The following is a 24,493-nucleotide window of genomic DNA, read 5'->3' as shown; positions in this document are numbered from 1 at the left end:
TTTAATTTTTATTAAGCAAAAATCGCCTTAATTCTTCAAAATCAGAATTTATTTCCACAGTTTTTTTCTCTCTTTTTATTAAATCCTGCAGGGAGTCCGGAATTTCTACTTTGGCTTTCGTCGCTTTCTCTACCGGATCAGGGAATTTAACGGGATGAGCTGTTCCTAATACAAAGCCTTTTTTATCAGGATATTCAGTAAGATACTGTTCCAAAGAAGCAAAGGCCACAGCAGTATGAGGGTCGAGCATATAATTGTATTTCAGGTATACGTTCTTTATTGTTTCCATCGTTTTCTCATCATCCACAGAATACCCGGAAATTTTATGTTTAACGGCACCAAACTGATTTCCGAAAAGTTCCGAAATTCTCACAAAATTGCTCGGATTCCCTACATCCATAGCATTGGATAGGGTAGGCACAGTTTTTTGAACAGTCATCTTTTGTGTTTTTAAATACTTCGGGAAGCCATCATTTTCATTACAGGCCGCTATAAAATGTTCTGCAGGCATCCCTCGAAAATGAGCCAGAAGACCGGCGCAGATATTTCCGAAATTTCCACTCGGAACACAGATAACGGGTTTTTCATTCTCAGTTTTTTGCCATTGTTTTAATGCCAGCAGATAATAAATCTGCTGGGGAAGCCACCGTGCTACGTTAATAGAATTGGCAGAAGTCAAAAACAGCTGTGCATTGATCTCCTCATCACTAAAGGCTTGCTTAACCAGATCCTGACAGTTGTCAAAGCTGCCGTTTACCTCTAAAGCATAGATATTTTCACCCAGGGTTGTCAGCTGCTTTTCCTGCACAAAGCTGACCCTGTTTTTAGGATACAGGATAACAACATCAATATTTTTAGCTTTGTAAAAACCATGGGCGACGGCTCCTCCTGTATCTCCGGAAGTGGCTACTAAAACGGTGACTTTTCTGTTTTCATCTTTCAGAAAATAAGACAGACAGCCACTCATAAATTTGGCACCGATATCTTTGAACGCCAGGGTAGGGCCATGAAAAAGTTCCAGAACAGAAATCTGAGCATTAATTTGATGTAGCGGAATATCGAAACTGATGGTCTCCGAAATGATTTTTTTAAGCTCGTCCGCAGGAATGGATCCGCCTACAAAATCTTTCATACACTGAAAAGCAATTTCCTCATCTGTTAAATAAGATAAATTTCTGATGAAATCCTCGTCAAGCCTTGGGATAGTTGACGGAAAGAATAAGCCTTTTTCGCGTCCCTGTCCTTTTATCGTAGCTGTTTTAAAATCTACGACTTCTTCTTTATCTTTTAAATTATAATAATTCATTTATGTTTTTTTAAGAGTTAATTTTCGATGATCTGAATTCCGGCCGGATTGATCCTGGATACGTAAACAAAACTTTCGATGCCGGTTTCATCATATTTTTCTTTCATCATCCTCGCAATTTGATGTGCCGTCTCTTCTTTTTCGGTCAGCATAAAAACAGACGGTCCCGAACCGGAAATTCCCCCTCCCAAAGCTCCCAGTTTCAGACTTTCTCTTTTTATGATATCAAATTGCGGAATCAGAATACTTCGGACAGGTTCTATAATGATATCATGTAAGCTCCTTCCGATCAGATTAAAATCATTTTTTTCGATCCCAGCGATCAGACCTGCTATATTTCCCCATTGCTCCACCGCATCTTTCAGCAAAATACTTTTCCTCAAAATCTGTCTTGCGTCCGAGGTCTTTACTTCCACCTGGGGATGTACTGCGACTGTAAATAAATCGGGACTGTTCAGGGGAATAATATCAACAGGACAGGAGGATTTCACTAAAGCAATCCCACCATAAATAATAGGTGCAATATTATCTGCATGGCGTACACCGGAAGCCAGCTCCTCTCCAAACATGGCAAAATGAACGAGCTGATCCTTCGACAGCGGATTTCCTAACAATGCATTGGCGCCAAAGGCAGCTCCTGCAGCACTGGCAGCACTGGAACCAAGACCACTGCCGGGTTTTATATTTTTATGGATAATGACTTCAAAGCCGTTTTTCAGATCAAGTTCCTCAATCATTTTCTGTAAAACGACACCGGCCACATTTTCTGATGGCTCCTCAGGGAGGTTGAAATCGTCGGTATGCCGGATCATTATTCCGGACTGATCGGTTATCCTCAGCTCCATTTCATCATAAGGCTGATGAATGGCCATGCCCAAAATATCAAAACCACAAACCAGATTGGCAACCGTTGCAGGAACTTTAATTTTTATATTTTTCATAAGTGTTTTTTAAATTGAACGTACGATATCAGCAAAAACTCCGCTTGCGGTTACTTCAGCCCCTGCGCCGGCACCTTTTACGACTAAAGGCTGCTCAGAATATCTTGAAGTTTTCAGAATGACAATATTATCTTTTCCGTAAAGATGATACAGGTCACTTTCGGGAGCAATATGCTGTAATCCCACTCTGGCTTTTCCGTTTTCAAATTCTGCGACGTATTTTAAGATTTTATGATCACGCTTCGCCTTGAAAAATAAATTCTTAAAATGGTCTTCATATCGGGTTAATGCCTTGTAGAAGTCTTCAACGCTTCCCTTCATACATTCTTCCGGAAGAAAGCTTATGTTTTCAATGTCACTAAATTCCAGATCGTAGCCGGACTCTCTGGCCAGGATTAATATTTTTCGGGCCACATCGGTTCCGGCAAGATCTAATCGGGGATCCGGCTCTGTAAACCCTTCCTGCTGAGCAAGAGCAACGACTTCTGAAAAAGTTTTATTTCCATCATAGGTATTGAACACGAAATTTAACGTACCGCTTAATACTGCTTTTATAGAAGTAACCGCGTCTCCGCTTCTTATCAGATCATTGATTGTTCCGATAACGGGAAGTCCGGCCCCGACGTTGGTTTCAAAGAAAAATTTGCAGCTGTGATTCCGGGCGGTATTTTTTAAAATTTTATATTTTTCAAATTCAGAAGATGCTGCAATTTTATTACAGGCAATGATACTTATGCTCTTTTTAAGGAGGTCTTCATAGATTTTTACCACCTCCGAACTTGCTGTAATATCCACAAAAACGGAATTTCTCAGATTACGGGTAATAATTTCCTCAGCGAATTTCTCAACAGAAGATTCCTGACTGTTCTCAGTCCATTGATCATACTCCGTTTCGGAAATTCCTCTGTCTGAAAAAATCATCCTGCGGCTGTTGGATAATCCGGCAATTCTCAGATTGATCAAAAGATGTTCGTTAAGGTATTTATTCTGGTCAAAGATCTGCCGGATCAGTTTCGAACCAACATTTCCGGTTCCGCAGATGTAAAGATGTACCTGCTTGATCTCAGACTCAAAAAATTCTTCATGAAGGACATTCACAGCCTTTTTAATATCCTTATCTGATATGACGATACTGATATTCCTTTCTGAAGACCCCTGAGCAATAGCTCTGATGTTGATGCCGTTGTTTCCCAAACATCCAAACATTTTTGCACTCACGCCACTTTTGTTTTTCATGTTTTCTCCTACTAATGCTACAATAGAAAGTCCCGATTCTATTTTTACAGGTGAGATTCTTTTCAATTGTAAATCATCCTCAAATGAGATGTTGATCGCATCTTCGGCATTTATAATATCTTTTTCATTGATGGCAATGGTAATAGAATGCTCCGATGAGCTTTGGGTAATCAGAATTACATTAATTTTTTCATGACTCAGGCATTGAAATAATTTTGCTGAGATTCCGGGGATGCCTACCATTCCGCTTCCTTCAAGAGTAAGCAGTGCAATTTCTGACATATTCGAAATACCTACAGCGATCTGTTGCCGTTCAGTATCCGGTTTTACCAAAGCATGAGAAATCAGAGTTCCGGACGCTTCCGGATCAAAAGTATTTTTAATATGAAGATCGATATTGTTGATCATGACCGGCTGTATCGTTGGCGGGTATAAAACCTTTGCCCCAAAATGGGAAAGTTCCATGGCTTCCTGGTAAGAGAGTTCCGAAATAGGCTTTGCATCGGAAACCAGCCTCGGATCTGCAGTCATCATCCCGCTGACATCGGTCCAGATCTGGAGTTCTTCAGCATGCAGCGAAGCCGCAATAATAGAAGCTGTATAATCTGATCCTCCTCTTCCTAAAGTCGTGGCATTTCCTTTTTCGTCTTTGCCGATAAATCCGGGCCCAACGATAATCTGATTTTTGTTTTCATTAAAAAACTGACAAAGGTTTGTTTCTGTAATTTTAAAATTTACTTTGGCGTTTGTAAAGTGATCATTGGTTCTAATATGATCTGCCGTGTCCATCCACACACAATCCAGTCCTTGCGAATGTAGCCGGGCGGCAATAATATGTGAAGAAAGAAATTCTCCGTAAGAAGTCAGCCTGTCTTTAATTTTCCCGGTAAATTCGCCTAAAACAAATATCCCATGGCAAATGTCTTCAATATCATTAAAGTGTTTTTTAACAAAACTCAGCCATGAACTCTGGTCGGTTACAGGGATGAGCTCTTTGACGATATTTAAATGTTTTTTTTCTAAATTTTTAATAAGTTCAATATAACTTTCATCGCTTTTGGAAGCATTTTCCGCCGATTTTATTAAAGCGTCTGTCACTCCGTGTAAAGCGGACACTACTACCACCAGCTGATCAGTTGAAGATTCTTTTTTTATAATATTTTCAACTTTTATAATATTTTCTGCGTTGGCGACTGAGGTACCGCCGAATTTCAGGACTTTCATCATTTATGATTTTTAAATTAAGGAATAATAGGATTTTTTACCCTTTAAAAAAAGAGCACAGGTGCCGGAAATAATATGTGAAAATATACCCCGTTATGGGGTCGTGGTAGTAGTTGTAGTAATAATAATGGAAACAAATGATACTTCCGAAATAGAAAACTTCGGAGTGGAAATATCAGATATGTTTCTTAGAAAATTCATTGTTACTTATTCAAATGTACAAAGAATTTTTTAATATTACATTCAAGTGAATAAATATTTTCTTTCAGTATATATGACTTATCAAAAATTATAGTACATTTATAAAAGAAACTAAATCAAATTATTATGAAAAAATTTAAAAAATTAAACAGAAGAAGTTTAGAACAGATTAATGGAGCAGGAACTCTTTCAGATTCAGCCTGCAGCAAATGCCCAAGCCCTAATGATACCTATACCTGTGATGAATATTGGGCCCTGTCGGCGGCCTGCAGAAACTGTGTTCTTATCAATACGGAATGTTATGTTCCTACTCCGGTTGATTTATAAACATAAACAAACATTTTTAAAAATTAAAGGCTAAAAAGCAACCGCTGACTGAGAATGAAAATTCCTATACCCTTATTTCAAATAATAAAAGCACTGTTTTCACAGTGCTTTTGGTTTATTTTATACTTTTCGATAAGTCAAGCATCGCTTCAATAGGTTTTAATGCTCTTAACCGGAGTTCTTCATCGATCAAGATTTCCGGGAGCTCATATTTCATGCATAAGTATAATTTCTGCATGGTATTTCGTTTCATATAGAAACATTCTGAGCAGTTACAGCTTTCGTCGAAAACCAAAGCAGGGATCAGTTCTTTATGAGGCGCACGTTTTTTCATTTCGTGAAGAATTCCTTCTTCTGTTGCAATGATGAATCTCTGGCAGTCATCCTGCTCTACGAAATTAAGAAGAGCTGAGGTAGAACCAATGTAATGAGCCAGTTTTAAAACAGATTCTTCACTTTCAGGATGGGCAATTAATTTTGCATCCGGGTTATCTGCCAGCTGTTTTGCAATTCTCTCCATTGAAAAAGCTTCATGTACGATACAGCTTCCGTCCCAAAGAATCATATCGCGACCTGTTTTTTGAGATAAATAACGTCCCAAATTTTTATCAGGCGCAAAAATAATCGGCCTGTCTGTCGGTAGGGCTTCAATGACTGTTTCAGCATTCGAACTGGTAACAATGATATCACTTTCAGCTTTAGTTTCCGCATTGCAGTTAATGTAGGTCGCGATTAAAGCATCGGGGTACTGTTCGCGCATTTTACGTAATCCTTCTCCTGAACATCCGTCTGCTAAAGAGCATCCGGCCATCGTATCGGGAAGCACTACTTTTTTTGTAGGATTTAAGATTTTAGCCGCTTCCGCCATAAAATGAACTCCACAGAATACAATCATGTCTGCATTGGTATCTTTTGCCTGTCTTGCCAACTGAAGGGAATCTCCCAGGAAATCGGCGATATCCTGAATTTCTCCCGGCTGGTAATAATGCGCCAGAATCACTGCATTTTTTTCTTCCTTGAGTTGAAGAATAGCTTTTACCAATTCCTCACCTTCAGGGATAATAAGGTTTTTTATATCCAGAAATCCCCTTACCGGAATCGCAGATTTAGCTTGTTCTAATGTTTCGGTACTCATATCAGCCTCAATGTTTTTGTGATTACAGAACTTAGATTTTAGAAATTAAAGTTAGATTAACCCCGGAATTGGCCGGCATTTTTATTAACTTCTGATCTCTAATTTCCTGTTTCTTCTATAAAATTTTTTATTAAACTTTCTATTTCTTCTTTTGCACGATTTAAATCGGAATTAATGACGATTTTATCAAATTCTTTAGCATAAGCCATTTCTTCTTCTGCCTTTTCCAAACGGGTTTTGATCGTCTCTGCATCATCAGTATCTCGGGAAATCAATCTTCGTTCCAATTCTTCAATGGAAGGAGGTTCAATGAAAATAGACAAGGCTTGTTCTCCAAAATATTTTTTTAAAGAAATTCCGCCTTTCACATCTACATCGAAAATAACGACTTTACCCTGGTTCCAGATTTGCTCAACCTCAGATTTTAAAGTACCGTAATATTTATCAGTATATACTTCTTCAAATTCTACAAAAGCATCTTCCGAAATTTTCTGTCTGAATTCATCGGGACTCAGAAAATGATAATCCACTGCATGAACTTCATTTCCCCTCGGCTGTCTTGTCGTACAGGAAATGGAGAACTGAAGCTTATTAAATACTTCTAAAGAATGTTTTACTAATGTTGTTTTTCCGCTTCCAGACGGCGCTGAAAATATGATAACTTTATTCATCTTTTTAGTTATGAATGATGAGTTATGAATGATGAGCTGAAAGTTGGTAAACAATTATAAGCCATTATTCATAATTGATAACTTTTACAATACGTTTAGGGTCTGTTCTTTAATTTTTTCCAGATCATCTTTCATCATGACCACGAGTTTCTGAATAGCGGCATGATTGGCTTTTGAACCCAAAGTATTGATCTCACGGCCAATTTCCTGAGAAATGAATCCCAGTTTCTTTCCGTTGAAATCCTCGTTATCCATTACCTCTTTATAATATTTCAGATGCTGGGAAAGTCTTACTTTTTCTTCTGAAATATCCAGTTTCTCGGTGAAATAGGCCATTTCCTGATAAAAACGGGTTTCGTCCACATTCTCAAATTCTTTCAAAGATTTTTGATAGCGCTCTTTTACGGCTGTAATTCTTTCTTCTTCGAAGGGAATCACTTCAGAAAGATTCTTATCAATGCTCTGGATATTTCTTTCTAATTCTTCATGTAAAATTTTGCCTTCCGCTTTTCTGAACTCTTCAAAACGGTCTACTGCTGTATGGACAATTTTTGCCAGTGCTTCCCATTCTCCTTCCGACAACTCGTCCGGTCTTGACGTAATCGCATCGGGAAGTCTCACCGCCATTTTAAGATACTCAAAATCAGGGCCATCAGAAGCGATGGTTCGAAGCTCGCTCATATAAGAATCAATTAAGCTTTTATTGATTTTTACATCATTGGTCTCTTCAAGATTCTCTATATTGATGTAGCAGTCTACTTTTCCACGGATGAGTCTATCGTTAAGAATTTTTCGTACTTCAAATTCTTTTTCTTTGTATCTTAAAGGAATTTTGATATTCAAATCAAAGCTTTTGCTGTTCAGTGATTTGATATCTATTGTAATTTTTTTCCCTTCAAAAACATCTTCGGCTCTGCCGAATCCGGTCATTGATAAAATCATAGTTTTTTATTGTCGTACAAAGATAAACATTTAAGTCTATAGTTTAACTAAACGCGGAGGGATGAAGCAGGAGGAAAGGAGCTTGAAACTTATTGTGATTATAAAAGACAATAATGACCTATTTCATGTTGTTTTTTTGACAAAATACTCATAATTGGATCCTTCAGCAGAATAAGCTCCGGCATCCGGCAAATTAAGAATTAGATCAACTCATTTTCGTAAATTAGCGCGGTGAAAAAGAAAAATTTGATTTCTGTAGTAGGTCCCACCGGAATCGGGAAAACAAGACTGGCTATTGATCTGGCCAAACACTTCAGCACGGAGATTATTTCCTGTGATTCGCGTCAGTTTTTTAAGGAAATGAAAATCGGAACCGCCGCGCCATCAGAGGAAGAATTGGCGGAAGCACCTCATCATTTTATCGGGAATCTATCAGTTGAAGAATATTATTCCATCGGGCAGTATGAAGAAGATGCTTTAAAGAAACTCAACGAACTTTTTGAAAAATATGATACGGTCATTTTGGTCGGCGGAAGTATGATGTATGAAAAAGCGGTGATCGAAGGTCTGAATGATTTGCCTGAAGCTGATGAAGAAAATCAGAAAAAACTGCAGGATATTCTTGAAAGCGAAGGCATTGAAAAACTCCAGGAAATCTTAAGAGAATCCGATCCCGAATATTTTGCAGTGGTGGATTTTCACAATCACAGGAGACTTTTAAGGGCGATTGATGTCATTTGGCAAACCAATAAAAAATATTCTGAATTAATTGCTGTTTCACAGGATTCCAGAGATTTTAAAACCATCAGGATCGGGATTGAGGCGCCGCGGGAAGAACTGTACGACCGAATCAATAGGAGAGTGGATCTTATGATGGAGAACGGCCTGCTGGAAGAAGCAAAAAGTCTAGAAAAATTCAAACACTTAACCGCTTTAAATACCGTTGGGTATGCCGAGCTTTTTAAATATTTTAATGGAGAATGGGACCTGGATTTTGCAATTTCTGAAATTAAGAAAAACAGCCGGAGATATGCAAAGCGTCAGTTGACATGGTACCGTAAAGCGGATGATATTTATTATTTGCCATTGGGGTATGCTAAAAAAGATATTGATAAATTAATGGAATATATTAATAGGAGTTTTAACGTTTAAGTGGTTGATATTCTAATACCTTTATGTATTTCTTAAGTTGTTTTGTATTGAAAAAAAAATTATTAAAGTATTATCTTATTAGAAAAGGATATATACATGTCAAAAGATGAATAAAATGGAAAATAATCAAGTTAAGCTATTAAAGGCTCTAGCTAAAAATATTCGAACAGAAAAGAAGGATAGAGTAAAAGTTATGACATCTTTGCAATCTGCGAAAATACTAACTAAACACGAAAATTTTACTGGAGCTTATAGCAATTTAAAAAGAGTTGTAACTAGTAAGTAAAACTATTTCCAATGATTTATAGTAGCCGACCAAATTTAATGATTGGATTTCATGGATGCGATGAGTCTATTAGAAATGAATTAGTTAGTAACCCCAATAAAATTAAAAAGAGTCAAGAAAAATTTGATTGGCTTGGTCATGGATTTTATATTTGGGAAAATAATTATGAGAGGGCTCTAAAATGGTCAGAAGATAAATTTGAACGAGGAAAAATTATTAAACCTTCTGTGGTTGGAGTTGTTTATCAGTTAGATTATTGTTTGGATTTTACGGACTCGCAATTCATAGATATTCTTTGTGAATATTATCAATTATTAAAAGATGACTTAGAATTTGCTGGAAAAAGACTTCCTAAAAATAAAGATGTAGCTGAGGATTTACATAAAGATTTGTTATTAAGAGAATTGGATTGTGCTATAATAGAATACTTACATCAAAAAATTGAAGATGGGATAAAAAAAGATGAAGATAAAAGAGGGTTCAGCGAAATAAAAAGATTTGATACAACCAGAGGTATTTTCACAGAAGGGGGACCTGCGTATGAAGGTGCAGGCATTCAGACTAAAAACCATATTCAAATTTGTATTAGAATTTAAACTGTGTTAAAGGTTTTTTTATCCCTCGTGAAGAAACTGAATTTCCATAAAAAAATGCGATCCCTAAAGACCGCACTTCATTAACAATATAATTAAATTTACTACTTCCAACCGCCTCCTAACGCCCGGTACAGGTCTACAATACTGCTGAGTCGCTGTCTTTTTACAGAAGCAAGATTCAATTCTGCCTGCAGAGAATTTCCCTGAGCGGTAATCACTTCCAGGTAATTTGCCATTCCGCCTTTATAAAGCATTTCGGCGCTTTTAATTCCATTTTTTAAGGTGGTTACCTGCTCCGCTGCTTTTTGTTCCTGAACTTTTAAACTTTCGTTTGAAACCAAAGCATCAGAAACTTCACCCACTGCATTTAAAACAGACTGACGGAACGCCAGCACATTTTCTCTCTCTGAATTTTAGCGATATTAAGATCTGTTTTCAACTGTCTTTTCTGGAAAATAGGCTGTGTTAATCCTCCCAGAACCGATCCGAACAGGGAAGCCGGAATCTGAAACCAGTTGTCGATTTTAAAGGAGTTTACTCCGCCGTTTGCCGTTATTTTCAATGAAGGATACATATTGGCCTGTGCAATTCCCACTATTGAGTTGGATTCCAGCAAAACCAGTTCCTGCTGGCGCACATCCGGACGTCGGCTTACCATTGCTGCAGGAAGTCCCGCAGAAATATTCTGGGGCAGGGAAGTGTCAGACATCTCAATGGTCCGGTCAACTTTGTTTGGATTTTCACCCACCAGAATGCTTAATGCATTTTCCTGAATCGCAATATTCTGTTCCAGCTGAGTGATCAGAAGTTCTGTCGACTGCTTTTGAGAAGTCGCCTGTTGTACACCCAGAGAAGTTGTGTCCCCGCTTTGCCACAGTTTTTCTGTAAGGGAAAGCGTGTTTGTGCTCAGTTCCAGATTTGATTTTGCAATCTGTAACTGTTTGTCGAGCATCAATAAATTATAATAGCCCTGGGCAATGGCTGCCACCACCTGCGTCTGAATGGCTTTTGTAGCTTCATAAGTCTGCAGGTACTGCATTTTTGAAACTTCCTGCTGATTTTTTATTTTACCCCAGATATCGGCTTCCCAGGAAAGATTAAACGCTGCATTATAATCCTCGACATAGCTTTTGCCCAAAAATAAATTTAAGCTTTGCCCGTTCATACTGTTTTTCGACGGTTTTGAGATTTGTGCCGAAACGCCGAAGCCTACATCAGGATACTGAAGGTATTTTGCCTGTTTCAGCTTTTCCTGTGAGGAGGCCACCTGCTTCAGAGCAATCTGCAGATCATAATTATTTTTAATTCCTTTTTCAATCAGTGTCTGTAACATCGGATCACTGAAAAATTCTTTCCACTCCAGGTTGGCTACACTTGCGGTATCGGCAGTGGCGGTATATCTGAACGTTTCGGGAAGCTCTGCCTCAGGCTCCTTAAATGCCAGTTTTGACACGCAGGAGACGGATCCGAGAGCAATTCCAAAAGCGATAATTATATTTTTTATTCGTTTCATTTTTTTAATTTTTTAATTGATTACAAAACTTTGAGAAGTTGTTGCAAAGAAATCTTTAGTAGGAGAAAATGCTTTGCATTTTATGATATCGTTTGAATGTAATGAAAACCGGATGGATCATTAAATTTTAAAATACGCTCAAAGTTTTGTCAATCATTTTTAATGAGCGGGTGCTAAAAGTTCGTCCTCCAATTTTTGTCTTTGAAGTCTTTTTTTCTTTCTGCTCGGCATTTTTTCATGTAAATACTGGAAGATGACAAACATGACAGGAATAATGAAAATTCCGAATACTACTCCTGTAAACATTCCACCAACGGTACTGATTCCGATGGAGTGGTTACCTTTGGCTGCCGCGCCCTGAGACCAGACCAGCGGTAGCATACCCACGATAAACGCAAACGAGGTCATCAGAATAGGTCTTAAACGTAATCTTGAAGCCTGAAGTGCTGCTTCAAGCAGCGTTCTTCCTGCATTTCTTCTCTGAACAGCAAATTCTACAATCAGAATGGCATTTTTCGCGAGCAACCCGACGAGCATGATCAATCCTACCTGAACGTAAATGTTATTATCAATTCCGGCTAATCCTGTGAAAGCGAATACTCCGAAAATTCCTGTAGGAATTGTTAAAATAACGGCAAACGGAAGAATATAGCTTTCATACTGAGCGGCCAGTAAGAAATAAACAAATAAAATACTTAACGCAAAGATAAAAGTGGTCTGTCCGCTTGTCTTGATTTCCTCACGGGTAATCCCTGTCCATTCATATCCGAAACCTCTCGGAAGTGATTTCTCTGCTGTTTCTTCCACGGCTTTAATTGCATCCCCTGTGCTGTAACCCGGTTTCGGAGTTCCGTTGATCGTAACAGCGTTGAACAAGTTGTTTCTTGTTACGGTTTCCGGACCGAATGTTCTTTTCAGCGTTACCAATGTCTTTACCGGAACCATTTCACCTGTTTTATTTTTAACATAAATGCCCTCCAGGGAATTGGCATCGGTACGGTATGGAATATCCGCCTGCGCCATTACTCTGTAATATTTACCGAACCTGTTGAAGTCAGAAACGAAACTGCTTCCGTAGTAAATCTGCATTGTCTGCATCAATTCTGTGATAGAAACCCCCAGCTGATTGGCTTTATCTGAATCTACATCGATGGTATACTGTGGATTTCCTGCCGCATAAGTTGTAAAAGCAAATGCGATTTCAGGGCGTTTCATGAGTTCGCCGATGAATGCCTGGGTTGTAGTTCCCAATTGTTCAAAAGAACCGTTGGTTTTATCCTGCAGCATAAATTCGAATCCTGAAACGTTACCGAATCCCTGAACGGTAGGGAAGTTAAAGAAGAAGGCATTGGCATCTTTTACCTGGGCTACCTTTCCTGTTAATCCCGCAGCAATCTGGTCAGGATCTTTTATTTCACCACGTTGGTCATAATCTTTCAGTTTGATAAAACCTGCCGCATAGGGAGAAGCATTGGAATTACTGATAAAGTTCATCCCATCAGCTACCCAAAGGTGATTTTTCGCTTTTTCACTGTTGATAATCTGGTCAATCTGTTCTGTTGCTTTATGGGTTCTGTCTAATGAACTTCCCGGAGGCGTGTTTACAGCATACAGAACGAAACCCTGGTCTTCAGTAGGAATAAATCCTGACGGTGCCTTCTGGATTAAGAATACACTTGAAGCGATAAGAAGAGCCAGTCCGCCTATTGCAACCCATTTATTTTTTATTAAAAACTTAAGGCTGTAGATGTATTTTCTGGTCATCGTATTGAAGCTCGCATTAAAGGCGTTGAAAAATCTTGCTCCGAAGCCGGTCTTTTTACCATGCTCTCCATGTTCACCCTGAGGATCATTCAGGAACATGGCACATAAAGCGGGACTTAATGTTAATGCGTTAACTGCAGAAATCATAATCGCAATGGCCAGGGTAAAGGCAAACTGTCTGTAGAAAACCCCTGCAGGACCCTGCATGAAACCTACCGGAATAAATACGGCACACATCACCAGGGTAATGGAGATAATCGCACCGGAAATTTCGCTCATCGAACTCATCGTCGCCTGTTCTACCGGCATTCCAGTATGCTCCATTTTAGAATGGACGGCTTCCACCACCACAATGGCGTCGTCCACCACAATACCAATCGCGAGGACTAAGGCAAACAAGGTCAGCATATTAATACTGAATCCAAACAGCTGAAGGAAAAAGAAAGTACCGATAATCGCAACCGGAACGGCAATCGCAGGAATTAAAGTAGATCTGAAATCCTGAAGGAAAATATATACGACAATAAATACCAGGATAAACGCAATTACCAGGGTCTCTACCACCTGATGAATAGATGCATCCAGGAAATCTTTAGAATTGTACATAATGATCGGTTCTACTCCTTTGGGAAGAGTGGTTTTCATCTGATCCACCTGTTTTTCGATCTCTGTTAAGATTTCATTGGCATTGGAGCCAGCCGTCTGAAGAATCGCAAATCCGGCAACGGGTTTACCATCCACTCTGTTAGCAGCAGTATACGTATAAGAACCGAATTCTACTCTTGCGACATCTTTCAGCCTCAGGAACGAACCGTCGCTGTTTGCTTTAATGGCAATATTTTCGTAGTCTTCGTTCTTGTTTAACTTACCTTTATACTTTAAAATATATTCGTAAGTTTCTTTACTTCCCTGTCCGAGACGTCCCGGTGCAGCTTCCAGATTATGATCTTTTACCGCATTCAGAACTTCCTGTGGAGAAAGTCCGTTGGCTGCTAACCTGTCCGGCTTTAACCAGAGTCTCATGGAATAATCTCTTGTTCCGAAAACCTGGGCCTGAGCGACTCCCGGAATACGCTGGATTTGAGGAATAACATTTATTTTCAAATAATTCTGAAGGAAAAGTTCATCATACTGCTTAGGGTCGTCACTGGACAGCCCCATAAACATGATCATACTGTTCTGGACCTTCTGTGTAGAAATTCCCGCCTGCACAACCTCCTGTGGAAGCTGGCTCATCGCTTTGGACACCCGGTTCTGAACGTTTACCGCTGCATTATCTGCATCCGATCCCTGTTTGAAAAATACACTCAGGGTCATTGTTCCGTCGTTACTGGAATTAGAGGTCATGTACGTCATGTTCTCCACTCCGTTCACGGCTTCCTCGATAGGCGTGGCCACCGAACGGGCCACTACTTCCGCATTGGCTCCCGGGTAAAAGGCCGTCACCTGAACGCTGGGCGGTGCAATATCCGGAAAGAGAGCGATAGGTAAATTAAAGAGGGACAGGGCCCCCAATAATAAGAGTATTATGGAGATAACCGTTGAAAGTACCGGTCTTTCTATAAATTGTTTTAACATAAGAAGTTTATTTTTTTAATGTTGCTTAAACTTTTTCCTGGATTTAACTTCTCTATTTTTTAACATGAAGGATGTAAGAATAACCTAAATATTCTTAATGTTTAAAAAATCAGATCAATAATTAAGTTTAAACAGTTACAGCGGTTTTGCTCTGAGCAGGCTGTCAGAAGAAATGGGTTTCGCTTTGATGGAAGCACCGTCTTTTAAACTGCCTAATCCTACGTAGACTATTTTTTCTCCCGTTTTTAATCCCTCAGAAATAAAGTAGTAGTTTTCAGTTTTTCCTGATATTTTAATAGGCCTTCCGGTTACCTTCAGATCTTTTCCAACAACATAAACGTACGTTTTGTCCTGAATTTCAAAAGTAGATTCCTGTGGAATCACCACGGCATTCGACATGAGCTGAGGCATACGGACCCTTCCTGTATTTCCGGTTCTCAATGTTCCGTTTGTATTAGGGAAGACGGCACGAACACTGATGGCACCTGTGGTCTTATCAAATTGGCCGTCAACGATCGTCATCTTACCTTTCTGAGGATAAATGCTGTTGTCTGCGATCACCAGTTCCACCATCGGCATGTCTTTCAGTTTCTCTTCCAGGGTAGCGCCCTGATATTTATTCTGAAAAGCAATAAAATCAAGTTCACTTAAAGAAAAGTAAGCATAAATCTCACTGATGTCTGACAGTAAAGTCAATGGATTAGGGTCTGTTCTTGAAATAAGACTTCCTTTTTTGTATGGAATTCTGCCGATGTATCCGCTAACAGGTGCGGTAATCGTTGTAAATCCCACATTAATTTTAGCACCCCCCACAGAGGCTTTTGCCTGAGAAGCGGCGGCCACTGCGGCTGCGTAATTTGCTTTCGCGGTTCTTAGCTGTACATCTGAAACTACTTTTGCAGCCACCAGAGGTTCAAGTCTGTCAACCTCTACTTTTGCTTTCTGAATATTAGCATTAGCAACCTGTAAATTAGCATTGGCCATATTCATCTGCTCTCCGTAAGCTCTCGAATCTATTTTAAATAATGGCTGTCCGGCTCGTACATATGCTCCTTCTTCTACATAAATTCTATCCAGATAGCCATCTACCTGAGATCTGATTTCGACATTGTTTTTTCCTTCCAAAGCCGTTGGAAATTCCTGATAGGTTGTAGCCGGAGATGAAATTACGGTGTAGACAGGCAATTCCGGAGCAGGAGGAGTTGTATTTGCTCCCTCTGCGGCCTTAGTGCAGTTCTGTAAAAGGATAATACTTGATATAAGTACAATGAACCTTATTTTTCCAGGTATTTTCATTTTGAGTTAAGTTTTTTAATAAGTGTTAGATTTTAATAATGTTGTTTTTTAATTTAAATCCTGTTATGTTTCCTAACGGTGTTAATAATATATTCAAAAAAAAAATGACAGGATTGTAATACTCTAGATTAAATTGATATTTCCATACTTGAAAAATTGTTTTATATTGATTTAAAGAGATAAGTAAATAGTTTACAGTGTTATTTTTCCTAACGATGTTAATGATAAGGAAAAAAAATAGCAAGAATTATTGTCATAAAATCTGATTTCATTGTAAAGTGGTTTTAAAATTATTTAAGAGAATAATGTTAATTATTCCATGTTACTTTTCCTAACAGTGTTAATTTTTAATTCAAAAAAAATTTACAAAGACTTAATAAAGGCAGAAACAGTTTCGTCCAAAGTAGTCTTGTTCATTGTAGAAGGAATGTCATCATTACGCATCATCATAATAGAGATCAATCCATGTACTGCTGAAAACAGAGCATGAGATGAGTGACAGGCGTTATGGGGATTCGATCCTTTTTTATTAATAATTTCAAATGTGCAATCGTAGAGCATGTCCTGGAAAGACGAAAATTCCTCTTTCATCATTCCCTTTCCGCTACACTGCATTCCAAGTCCGAACATCAATTGGTAGTATTCCTTGTTTTTAAATGCAAACTTCCAGTAGGCATCTACAATTGCCTTCAACTGATCTTCCGGCTGGTCGTGTTTTCTCTGGGCTTTCAGCAATTCAATTTGCAGACAATGAAAACCATTCAACGAAATCTCGTATAAAATAGCCTCTTTGTTTTCAAAATGATCATAAACTACCGGTGCACTGTACTCAATAGCATCGGCAATTTTTCTCATGGAAAGTGAAGCCCACCCTTCGGTTTTAGCCAAAGAAAAAGCCGCATCCAAAATATTGGCGCGTATCGATTCTTTTTCTCTTTGACGACGTTCATGTAAACCCATGATTTTTATTTACTAACAGTGTTAGCAAAACTACAAACTTTTAGATATATCTTCCAAACAAATCACAAAGTTTAACTTTTGAAATAATGCAATCAGAAATATTTTATGATCCTAACCCTCTCCTAATGGCATATAAGTGCAAATGATTAGCATTATTGTAAAAATTAATATATCCGATAGGCGAGATCGATTAATATAATTATAATTACTTCCTTATCTCTGTCATAAGCTTCACTAGCATATACTGAAAGAAATTTTTATCTTTGTCTACAAATAAAAAAGATATGGATACTCCCTCAAATATGTTAGCATTAGGTACTAAAGCCCCGTTTTTCGAACTTCCCAACCCTTCAAAAAGCAATGAAATTCAGTCGTTGGATGATCTGAAAGGAGAAAAAGGAACATTGGTGATCTTCATGTGCAATCATTGTCCTTTCGTCCTTCATGTGATCGACAAATTAAACGAACTGTATGAAGATTATAATGAAAGAGGAATTGAGTTTATTGCAATTAATGCGAATAATGCAGAAAAATATCCTGCTGATGCTCCTGAAAAAATGATTGAATTTCAGATTGAAAGAAACTTTGATTTTCCGTATTTATATGATGAAAGCCAGGCCATCGCAAAAGCATATGATGCAGCCTGTACCCCTGATTTTTATTTCTTCGATGACAAACTGGATCTGGTCTACAGAGGACAGATGGATGATTCGAGACCTGGAAATCATAAGGAGGTTACGGGTGAAGATTTAATCATTGCATTCGAAAACCTGCTGTTAGGTGAGCCTCAGGAAGAGATCCAGAGACCAAGCATGGGCTGCAATATCAAATGGAAATAATTTGGCTGATTGTAGCGGGTTGTCTGTTGATGACTTTTGCAACTTACCAATATATGAAGCTATCCTTTCGGATGGCTTTTTTTGTTTTACTCCCGCGGATCTAACTAAGAAACTTCGCTTCAAAAAAAATCTGCGTCATCTGCCCAATCTCCGTGAGATCTACAACAATTAATATCAGAGAAATCTCATGTTGAATGTTTTAAAGTATCTAAATCATTAAAAACCTGCCTTGATCTTCACTTCATCAACTTTCAGATCTATATTCACCTTATTCTGCACGAAACTCTTAACAAACTCGGAGGGCGTTTTCTCCGTGTACTTTTTAAACATTCTGTTAAAGTAAGTAACGTTGTTGAAGCCACAGCTGTAGCTGCATTCGGAGATGCTTTTATCCTGCGCCATCAGAAGGCATGCCTTATTAATACGATACCTGTTCACGAATTCTGTAAATGTAATCTGCGTGGCCTTTTTAAAAAAATTACAGAAAGCAGGCAGCGTGAGGTTGGCCAGTCTGGCAACATCTTCAATATTAATTTCCCTATCATAATGATGCTCAACGTACGTGAATATGTTTTCCAGCCGGGTTTTATTTTTAGAAATTATGGTATACGGCATAATCTCTTTATTTAAAATTTCGTAATCTGTACATTTTGAGAGCTCAAAAAGAATTTCCAGAAGCAATAGGTATCTTTTATAACCTTCCGATTCCAGCATTAATTTCAATCTGGGGAGAATCGCTTCTTTAACGTTCGGGTAAAACTGAATGCCGTATTTTGAGAGTTCCAACAGGTTTTTGATGGATCTGGCTTCAGTTTCCTGTTCGGGAAACTGCAAAATTTCTTCTTTAAACTGAAGAACAATTTCTTCATGCGGATCAATGGAATTCAGTCCGAATCCGGAATGCGGAATATTGGAGCCTATCAGGACAAGGTCGCCATTCGTATAATTGCTTTTATGGTAGCCCACATGCCGGGTTCCGCTCCCGGAAATGATACATACCAGTTCAATTTCGGGATGATAATGGTATTCCCATTTGAATTCTGAGATCGGTGAATGGTTGTGAATGGTACGGAAAGAGCTCTTTTCATCGGGGATTACGCGTTCAAATGTAACTTTCATTCAGTTAATCGTATTTTATCGCCTAAAATAATAATTATATTAATATAGTTCAAATATTCATTTACTGTGTTAAATTAATGTTAAGTGAAATGCTTCTATCTTAGTCGGCAAGTAATTAATGAATGAAAAATTTTAATATAAAGGCTGTATTATTTTTAAACTATTTTGTCTTTGCCATTCTTCTGAATTCGGTGGGAACGGTGATTTTGCAGATGCAGCAGAATTTTGGCATTTCAAAATCTTCGGCAAGCGTTCTGGAAGGCTTTAAAGATCTGCCGATTGCCATTTGCTCGTTTGTATTGGCCTCATTTTTACCGAAAATAGGAATCAAAAGATCTATGCTGATCGCTTTGTTCCTGGTCAGCTGTATGTGTTTTGTTATGCCTTCTGCAAATAATTTCTGGTTTTTTAAATTACTTTTTGCCATTGTAGGGATTTCTTTTGCTCTAATTAAAATTTCAGTATTTACCTCTATCGGTCTGGTGACGAAAACGGATAAAGAACATTCAAGTCTCATGGGTTATCTGGAAGGATTTTTTATGATCGGCGTTTTAATGGGAAATGTTCTGTTCAGCTTATTTATTGATGACCACAATCCGCGTTCTGCCCACTGGCTGAATGTATATTGGGTGCTGGGTGCATTATCGACATTGTCTTTCCTGTTTTTATTCTTTACAAAACTGGATGAACATGAAGCAAAAGATGAAAAGACCGATCTCCTGGGAGATTTGAAAAACAGTGTAAGTCTTTTCAGTTACAGAAAGGTCCTTTTCTTTTTATTATGTGCTTTTCTTTTTGTCTTGGTAGAGCAGAGTTTTCAGACCTGGACCCCGACTTTTTATAAAGAAATCTTAAAAGTTCCGACTTCCATGAGTATTCAGGCAGGAGCTGTTTTGGCAGGAGCGTTTGCATTGGGAAGATTTTTGTCGGGCTTTTTCTCGAAGAGATTCAGCTGGATCTATGTGGTGTCCTTTTGTGTGATTGGTTTTGCGATCAGTATTGTATTGGTTTTACCCTTAACGCACAATATTTCTATTGCCCCGGAAACAACCTGGTTTAATGCACCGCCTGTTGTCTATTTATTTCCTTTGATGGGTGGTTTGCTGGCTCCGATTTATCCAAGCATTAATTCTGTAATTCTGGCATCCATTCCGAAATATCTGCACAGTGCAATGTCCGGTTTAATTGTGGTGTTCTCTGCCATTGGAGGAACAATAGGATCTGTTATTACCGGTTTTGTATTTCAGGAATTCAGTGGCCAGCAGGCATTTTACCTTTCATTAATTCCACTTTCACTGTTGATTATTTCAGCAATTTTCATGAATAAACTTAAAATAAATCCTAAAAATTAAAGATGAATAAACAATTATATATAAACGAAATCCAGCCCCTTTTCGATGATGTCCAGAGAGCAGCAATCTTTGAAGACCAGAAAATGATGACCGATGCGGTTCCATTGTTTCCGATTGCTGACATCAATGCGAAATACAACACAGAAAAAAATGCAGAAGATTTTGATTTAAAAGCTTTTGTATTGTCGAATTTTGATTTTTTAGGAGCGAAAATTTCGATTCACAGAAAAGATCATTTGCCCATCAATGAGCATATCGGTAAACTCTGGGATGAGTTGACAAGAACAGCGTACGAAGAAAAAGGAACTTTGATGAAGCTTCCAAAGCCTTACGTAGTTCCCGGTGGCCGTTTCAATGAATTTTTTTATTGGGACAGTTATTTTATCATGCTGGGACTGCAGGTTTCCGGAAGAGTGGAAATGATCAAAAATATGATCGAAAACTGTTCTTATTTAATTCAGAATGTGGGATTTGTGCCGAATGCCAGCCGGACTCACTTCCTGAGCCGTTCTCAGCCGCCGTATTTTTCGCTCATGCTTGATTTGCTTTTTGAAACCACCAAAAACGAAAATATTTATATCAGCTATTACAATACTTTAGAAAAAGAGTATGCTTTCTGGATGGATGGTGAAAAGGAAATACAAAATGGATCAGGGATAAAAAGAGTCGTAAAAACCATTAACGGAGATATTCTAAACAGATATTATGATACAGAAAACGAACCGCGTCCTGAAAGTTATTTAATCGACATTAAAGATGCAGAAGGTGCAGGAAAAGAATTTTACAGAAATATAAGAAGTGCCTGCGAATCGGGTTGGGATTTTTCCAGCAGGTGGTTTGCAGACGGCGAAGATATACAGACCATTGAAACGCTGAAGCTGGCTGAGGTTGATCTTAACTGCCTTTTATGGCATCTCGAGAATACACTCGCAAAATCTGCATCGATTCAGTATTTGTCTGAAAAAGAAAAGTATTATACAGAAAGAGCAGAAAAACGCAGAAAGATGATTGACCGGTATTTCTGGGATGAAAATTCCGGGACGTATAAAGATTATCATACGGAAAAAAACACCCCGGCAGCATCTGAACATATTGCGGCTCTGTATCCTTTGTTTCTTGGATTGGCAAGCGAAAAGCAGGCACAATATGTTGCGAAAAATATTGAAGAAAAATTCCTTTACCAGGGCGGATTGGTCACGACAACAAAAAAAACCGGGCAGCAGTGGGATCTCCCCAATGCCTGGGCACCTTATCAATGGCTTGGCTTTATATCAATGAAAAAATACGGTTTTGATGATTTAGCTGAAAAAATAAAAAATAACTGGTGTACCAATGTTGAGAGGGTCTACAGCAATACCGGAAAATTAATGGAAAAATATAATGCGCTGGATATCGAAACTGTTGCGGGAGGAGGAGAGTATCCGAACCAGGATGGTTTTGGATGGACAAACGGTGTATACCTTAAACTAAAAAATGAAATTTAATAATAATTAAACTAACTATAAATTAACAAGGACATGAAAAAAAAATCGATCTTTTTACTGGCCGGAGTTGCAACGCTTTATTTCAACAACACGTATGCGCAGGAAACTGAAAAGGACTCTGTGAAAACAAACAGTATTGATCAGGTGGTCATCACAGGAAACTCAAATCCGAAGAAGAAAATAGAATCCAGTACGGCCATCTCTACTTTCAGCGCAAAAGAGATTCAAAAGCAGAATCCTATCAGTGCGGCTGCTTTGCTACAGAGAGTTCCCGGTTTTGCCGTTGAAACTTCAGGCGGTGAAGTAGGAAACAACCTTTTTGCCCGCGGTATCCCTTCTGCGGGAGCATATGAATTTGTACAGGTTCAGGAAGACGGACTTCCCGTTTTTGAGGACGGTGCCCTGCAGTTTGCCAATGCGGATAATTTTTTCCGCGTTGATAATTCGGTAAGCAGGCTGGAAGCACTGAGAGGAGGTTCGGGATCCATTTTTGCCACCAATTCTCCCGGAGGGTTAATCAACTTTATTACAAAAGAAGGAACCAATAATTTCAGAGGGACTGCCAAAATAGAAACCAGCACCTATGGTCTAATGCGCACCGATATCAATCTCGGGGGAGCCCTGGTACAGGACAAATTGTTTTTCAGCGTAGGCGGTTTTTACAGAAGTGATAACGGCATCCGAAGAACAGGTTTCAAAGCCAATAACGGCGGACAGATCAGAATGAATCTGAAATACGTCTTTGACAAAGGATACGCTAAAGTATATTACAAAAAACTGGACGACAGAAACACGTTCTATCTTCCGATTCCCTTAATACAGAACGGAAATAAACTAAAAGAATTTCCGGGTTTTGATGCCAATTACGGGACCTACAGCTACCGTACCATCAGCCAGCTGAATATTCCTCAGGCCGGCGGCGGATTTTTCAGCAGGAATCTGGAAGACGGAATCCATCCGAAAGTTGATGTTCTGGGCGCTGAGTTTAAATACGACCTGGGAAATAATTTCTCTGTTTTAAACAAAACGAGATATACCGATATCAATATGAATTATACCGGGATCTTCCCTGCAGGCGGTCCGCAGACGGCAGCCGATTTTGCGAAAACATACGATGAATACCAGGATACGGATAATAACCCCGCTACGCCGCCGGTGTTGGTTCATGCCGTTACTCCCCAATATACTTCAGTAAGTACTGGTGCTATTATGAATCCTCAATATGTACAGAAGCTGGGATTCTGGGCCATCGACAAGCAGATGAATAACTTTGTCAATGATTTACAGTTCAATTACAAATTTGATAAAGGAAATGTAACGGCAGGTTTTTATAAATCCAACTGGAAATCCCATCAATACTGGAACTGGAGTAATATTCTGACAACAGCTACAGACCGGCCGGAGCTTCTTAACCTGGTGGATACTTCACTGACTCCGACAAGCACAGGCTATTCCAAAACGTATAACGGTGTTACAGATATGTCATTTCTGATGAGGGATTCTCAGATTCAGGGGAGCCTGAACGATCTTTATTTAAATCTGGATTATCAGATTACGGATGGCTTAAGTTTCAATGGAGGAATCCGCTACAGCCGCGATTTTTACAAAGGGTACGGGGTGAATACGACTTCTTCCAACCTGAATAATTCAGGATTAACGACGGATGGAACGCATTCTTTCCTGACCACAACGGCTGATGATAACATGGCGGTACTCGGAAATAAATATACCTATTGGAATTATGATGTAAACAGAGTATCCTTCACCACCGCTTTAAATTATAAAATTAATAAGGAAAATGCCGTGTATGCGCGTTTTTCCAATGGTTTCAGATCTCCGAATGAAGAAGCCTATTACAACAATATGAATGATTTGTCAGCGATCAAACCTGTAACGACCAATCAGCTGGAAGTGGGGTACAAATATTACTCCAGAACATTTGATATTGCCGTAATTCCATTCTATTCTACCTTGAAAAACCTTTCATTTACCGATGTTTTCTCTGACGGAACTTCAGAAAATAAATTTGCGAACACAACGAATATAGGAGTAGAACTGGAAGGATATGCCAGATTATTCAATAATCTGTTGGAAGTAACGTTTAACGGAACCGTTCAGGATCCTAAATACAAAGATTTTACGGGAAGAAACGCGGACGGAACTGTATTCGATTACGAGGGGAATACCGTAAGAAGAATGCCGAAATTCTATTTTAATATTGCTCCTGCAATAAATATTACTAAAGAGTGGAGAGCATATGTAAGTATGAATTACTACGGACAACGTTTCCAGGACGAGGCCAATACAGATAAAAATACGCTGCCTTCATTCTCGGAATTCGGGGCGGGAACATCCTATCAGTTAGGAAAAATCCGATTTGCAGTCGATGGGACGAATATCTTCAATACCATCGGAATTACTGAAGGAGATCCAAGGTCTCCACTTACGGGAGCGGGAGACATCAGAATGGCAAGACCCATTATGGGGGCGGCCGTAAGAGCTTCTATTACGCTGGATTTCTAATATGAGCTGCCCTTAAAAATTAATAAAACCGTCAGGAAATAGCTGACG

General features: G+C 38.8%; 20 protein-coding genes. 8 read left to right on the top strand and 12 right to left on the bottom strand.

Going from position 1 to position 24,493, the window contains the following annotated elements; genetic code table 11:
• Position 1 precedes the first annotated feature (1 nt).
• Genes thrC through thrA form a run of 3 tightly spaced genes read right to left on the bottom strand, consistent with a single transcriptional unit; the run spans position 2 to position 4,707 of the window.
• Positions 2-1,306, bottom strand: coding sequence for a threonine synthase (gene thrC, locus ODZ84_RS10240; protein ID WP_266176954.1), 1,305 nt, complete (start codon positions 1,304-1,306; stop codon positions 2-4).
• Positions 1,307-1,323: 17 nt separating this feature from the next.
• The gene (locus ODZ84_RS10235; RefSeq protein WP_266176953.1) at positions 1,324-2,247 is read right to left on the bottom strand and encodes a homoserine kinase; all 924 of its coding nucleotides are present in this window, start codon (positions 2,245-2,247) and stop codon (positions 1,324-1,326) included.
• Between the two features lie 9 nt (positions 2,248-2,256).
• Positions 2,257-4,707, bottom strand: coding sequence for a bifunctional aspartate kinase/homoserine dehydrogenase I (gene thrA / locus ODZ84_RS10230; protein WP_266177350.1), 2,451 nt, complete (start codon positions 4,705-4,707; stop codon positions 2,257-2,259).
• A gap of 327 nt (positions 4,708-5,034) precedes the next feature.
• Between thrA and ODZ84_RS10225 the strand changes: the two genes are divergently transcribed.
• A complete protein-coding gene (locus ODZ84_RS10225; protein ID WP_266176952.1) occupies positions 5,035-5,235 on the top strand; it encodes a hypothetical protein in 201 nt (66 codons plus the stop codon).
• Between the two features lie 115 nt (positions 5,236-5,350).
• Here ODZ84_RS10225 and nadA read toward each other — a convergent pair whose 3' ends face one another.
• The 3 genes from nadA to ODZ84_RS10210 all read right to left on the bottom strand — a co-directional run bounded on the left by nadA (position 5,351) and on the right by ODZ84_RS10210 (position 7,983).
• Entirely contained in the window at positions 5,351-6,370 is a 1,020-nt protein-coding gene (gene nadA / locus ODZ84_RS10220) for a quinolinate synthase NadA (RefSeq protein ID WP_266176951.1), read from the bottom strand.
• A 98-nt stretch (positions 6,371-6,468) separates the two neighbouring features.
• Positions 6,469-7,041: a guanylate kinase gene (gmk, locus tag ODZ84_RS10215; RefSeq protein WP_266176950.1), complete on the bottom strand. Its 573-nt coding sequence runs from the start codon at positions 7,039-7,041 to the stop codon at positions 6,469-6,471.
• Positions 7,042-7,125: 84 nt separating this feature from the next.
• Positions 7,126-7,983 carry a YicC family protein gene (locus tag ODZ84_RS10210; protein WP_266176949.1) on the bottom strand — a complete coding sequence of 286 codons (858 nt, stop codon included), beginning with the start codon at positions 7,981-7,983 and terminating at the stop codon, positions 7,126-7,128.
• Positions 7,984-8,214: 231 nt separating this feature from the next.
• Between ODZ84_RS10210 and miaA the strand changes: the two genes are divergently transcribed.
• From miaA to ODZ84_RS10195, 3 genes are all read left to right on the top strand, one after another.
• On the top strand, positions 8,215-9,135 hold the full coding sequence (miaA, locus tag ODZ84_RS10205) for a tRNA (adenosine(37)-N6)-dimethylallyltransferase MiaA (RefSeq protein ID WP_266176948.1): 921 nt from the start codon (positions 8,215-8,217) through the stop codon (positions 9,133-9,135).
• A gap of 115 nt (positions 9,136-9,250) precedes the next feature.
• Positions 9,251-9,421: a hypothetical protein gene (locus ODZ84_RS10200; protein ID WP_266176947.1), complete on the top strand. Its 171-nt coding sequence runs from the start codon at positions 9,251-9,253 to the stop codon at positions 9,419-9,421.
• An 11-nt stretch (positions 9,422-9,432) separates the two neighbouring features.
• Positions 9,433-10,017 carry a hypothetical protein gene (locus ODZ84_RS10195; RefSeq protein ID WP_266176945.1) on the top strand — a complete coding sequence of 195 codons (585 nt, stop codon included), beginning with the start codon at positions 9,433-9,435 and terminating at the stop codon, positions 10,015-10,017.
• 101 nt (positions 10,018-10,118) lie between these two features.
• Here the strand turns inward: ODZ84_RS10195 and ODZ84_RS10190 are convergent, their stop codons facing one another.
• From ODZ84_RS10190 to ODZ84_RS10170, 5 genes are all read right to left on the bottom strand, one after another.
• Positions 10,119-10,412: a TolC family protein gene (locus ODZ84_RS10190; RefSeq protein ID WP_266176944.1), complete on the bottom strand. Its 294-nt coding sequence runs from the start codon at positions 10,410-10,412 to the stop codon at positions 10,119-10,121.
• Positions 10,385-11,530: an efflux transporter outer membrane subunit gene (locus ODZ84_RS10185; RefSeq protein WP_266176942.1), complete on the bottom strand. Its 1,146-nt coding sequence runs from the start codon at positions 11,528-11,530 to the stop codon at positions 10,385-10,387. The genes ODZ84_RS10190 and ODZ84_RS10185 overlap by 28 nt, the downstream gene beginning before the upstream one ends.
• Before the next feature lie 159 nt (positions 11,531-11,689).
• The gene (locus tag ODZ84_RS10180; RefSeq protein WP_266176941.1) at positions 11,690-14,872 is read right to left on the bottom strand and encodes an efflux RND transporter permease subunit; all 3,183 of its coding nucleotides are present in this window, start codon (positions 14,870-14,872) and stop codon (positions 11,690-11,692) included.
• Between the two features lie 135 nt (positions 14,873-15,007).
• Complete coding sequence (locus ODZ84_RS10175; RefSeq protein ID WP_266176940.1) at positions 15,008-16,168, bottom strand: efflux RND transporter periplasmic adaptor subunit; 1,161 nt, start codon at positions 16,166-16,168, stop codon at positions 15,008-15,010.
• Between the two features lie 363 nt (positions 16,169-16,531).
• The gene (locus ODZ84_RS10170) at positions 16,532-17,128 is read right to left on the bottom strand and encodes a TetR/AcrR family transcriptional regulator (protein ID WP_266176938.1); all 597 of its coding nucleotides are present in this window, start codon (positions 17,126-17,128) and stop codon (positions 16,532-16,534) included.
• Between the two features lie 284 nt (positions 17,129-17,412).
• On the opposite strand from ODZ84_RS10170, the gene ODZ84_RS10165 reads away from it, so the two are divergent.
• A complete protein-coding gene (locus ODZ84_RS10165; RefSeq protein ID WP_266177349.1) occupies positions 17,413-17,967 on the top strand; it encodes a thioredoxin family protein in 555 nt (184 codons plus the stop codon).
• A gap of 216 nt (positions 17,968-18,183) precedes the next feature.
• Here ODZ84_RS10165 and ODZ84_RS10160 read toward each other — a convergent pair whose 3' ends face one another.
• Positions 18,184-19,086, bottom strand: coding sequence for an AraC family transcriptional regulator (locus ODZ84_RS10160; RefSeq protein WP_266176937.1), 903 nt, complete (start codon positions 19,084-19,086; stop codon positions 18,184-18,186).
• Between the two features lie 122 nt (positions 19,087-19,208).
• Between ODZ84_RS10160 and ODZ84_RS10155 the strand changes: the two genes are divergently transcribed.
• Genes ODZ84_RS10155 through ODZ84_RS10145 form a run of 3 tightly spaced genes read left to right on the top strand, consistent with a single transcriptional unit; the run spans position 19,209 to position 24,445 of the window.
• Positions 19,209-20,438: an MFS transporter gene (locus ODZ84_RS10155; RefSeq protein ID WP_266176936.1), complete on the top strand. Its 1,230-nt coding sequence runs from the start codon at positions 19,209-19,211 to the stop codon at positions 20,436-20,438.
• 2 nt (positions 20,439-20,440) lie between these two features.
• Positions 20,441-21,922 carry a trehalase family glycosidase gene (locus ODZ84_RS10150; protein WP_266176935.1) on the top strand — a complete coding sequence of 494 codons (1,482 nt, stop codon included), beginning with the start codon at positions 20,441-20,443 and terminating at the stop codon, positions 21,920-21,922.
• A gap of 33 nt (positions 21,923-21,955) precedes the next feature.
• Positions 21,956-24,445: a TonB-dependent receptor gene (locus tag ODZ84_RS10145; RefSeq protein WP_266176933.1), complete on the top strand. Its 2,490-nt coding sequence runs from the start codon at positions 21,956-21,958 to the stop codon at positions 24,443-24,445.
• Positions 24,446-24,493 lie beyond the last annotated feature (48 nt).

Source organism: Chryseobacterium fluminis (assembly GCF_026314945.1).
Taxonomy (GTDB): Bacteria; Bacteroidota; Bacteroidia; order Flavobacteriales; family Weeksellaceae; genus Chryseobacterium; species Chryseobacterium fluminis.
The sequence above is the reverse complement of the archived record's forward strand: the minus strand, read 5'-3'. Positions and strand labels throughout refer to the sequence as shown.

What these genes read in the sequence shown, in the direction of transcription:
- thrC (WP_266176954.1), bottom strand. Translation starts at nt 1,306, where the DNA reads ATGAATTATTATAATTTAAAAGATAAAGAAGAAGTCGTAGATTTTAAA.
- ODZ84_RS10235 (WP_266176953.1), bottom strand. Translation starts at nt 2,247, where the DNA reads ATGAAAAATATAAAAATTAAAGTTCCTGCAACGGTTGCCAATCTGGTT.
- thrA (WP_266177350.1), bottom strand. Translation starts at nt 4,707, where the DNA reads ATGAAAGTCCTGAAATTCGGCGGTACCTCAGTCGCCAACGCAGAAAAT.
- ODZ84_RS10225 (WP_266176952.1), top strand. Translation starts at nt 5,035, where the DNA reads ATGAAAAAATTTAAAAAATTAAACAGAAGAAGTTTAGAACAGATTAAT.
- nadA (WP_266176951.1), bottom strand. Translation starts at nt 6,370, where the DNA reads ATGAGTACCGAAACATTAGAACAAGCTAAATCTGCGATTCCGGTAAGG.
- gmk (WP_266176950.1), bottom strand. Translation starts at nt 7,041, where the DNA reads ATGAATAAAGTTATCATATTTTCAGCGCCGTCTGGAAGCGGAAAAACA.
- ODZ84_RS10210 (WP_266176949.1), bottom strand. Translation starts at nt 7,983, where the DNA reads ATGATTTTATCAATGACCGGATTCGGCAGAGCCGAAGATGTTTTTGAA.
- ODZ84_RS10200 (WP_266176947.1), top strand. Translation starts at nt 9,251, where the DNA reads ATGGAAAATAATCAAGTTAAGCTATTAAAGGCTCTAGCTAAAAATATT.
- ODZ84_RS10195 (WP_266176945.1), top strand. Translation starts at nt 9,433, where the DNA reads ATGATTTATAGTAGCCGACCAAATTTAATGATTGGATTTCATGGATGC.
- ODZ84_RS10185 (WP_266176942.1), bottom strand. Translation starts at nt 11,530, where the DNA reads ATGAAACGAATAAAAAATATAATTATCGCTTTTGGAATTGCTCTCGGA.
- ODZ84_RS10180 (WP_266176941.1), bottom strand. Translation starts at nt 14,872, where the DNA reads ATGTTAAAACAATTTATAGAAAGACCGGTACTTTCAACGGTTATCTCC.
- ODZ84_RS10175 (WP_266176940.1), bottom strand. Translation starts at nt 16,168, where the DNA reads ATGAAAATACCTGGAAAAATAAGGTTCATTGTACTTATATCAAGTATT.
- ODZ84_RS10170 (WP_266176938.1), bottom strand. Translation starts at nt 17,128, where the DNA reads ATGGGTTTACATGAACGTCGTCAAAGAGAAAAAGAATCGATACGCGCC.
- ODZ84_RS10165 (WP_266177349.1), top strand. Translation starts at nt 17,413, where the DNA reads ATGGATACTCCCTCAAATATGTTAGCATTAGGTACTAAAGCCCCGTTT.
- ODZ84_RS10160 (WP_266176937.1), bottom strand. Translation starts at nt 19,086, where the DNA reads ATGAAAGTTACATTTGAACGCGTAATCCCCGATGAAAAGAGCTCTTTC.
- ODZ84_RS10155 (WP_266176936.1), top strand. Translation starts at nt 19,209, where the DNA reads ATGAAAAATTTTAATATAAAGGCTGTATTATTTTTAAACTATTTTGTC.
- ODZ84_RS10150 (WP_266176935.1), top strand. Translation starts at nt 20,441, where the DNA reads ATGAATAAACAATTATATATAAACGAAATCCAGCCCCTTTTCGATGAT.
- ODZ84_RS10145 (WP_266176933.1), top strand. Translation starts at nt 21,956, where the DNA reads ATGAAAAAAAAATCGATCTTTTTACTGGCCGGAGTTGCAACGCTTTAT.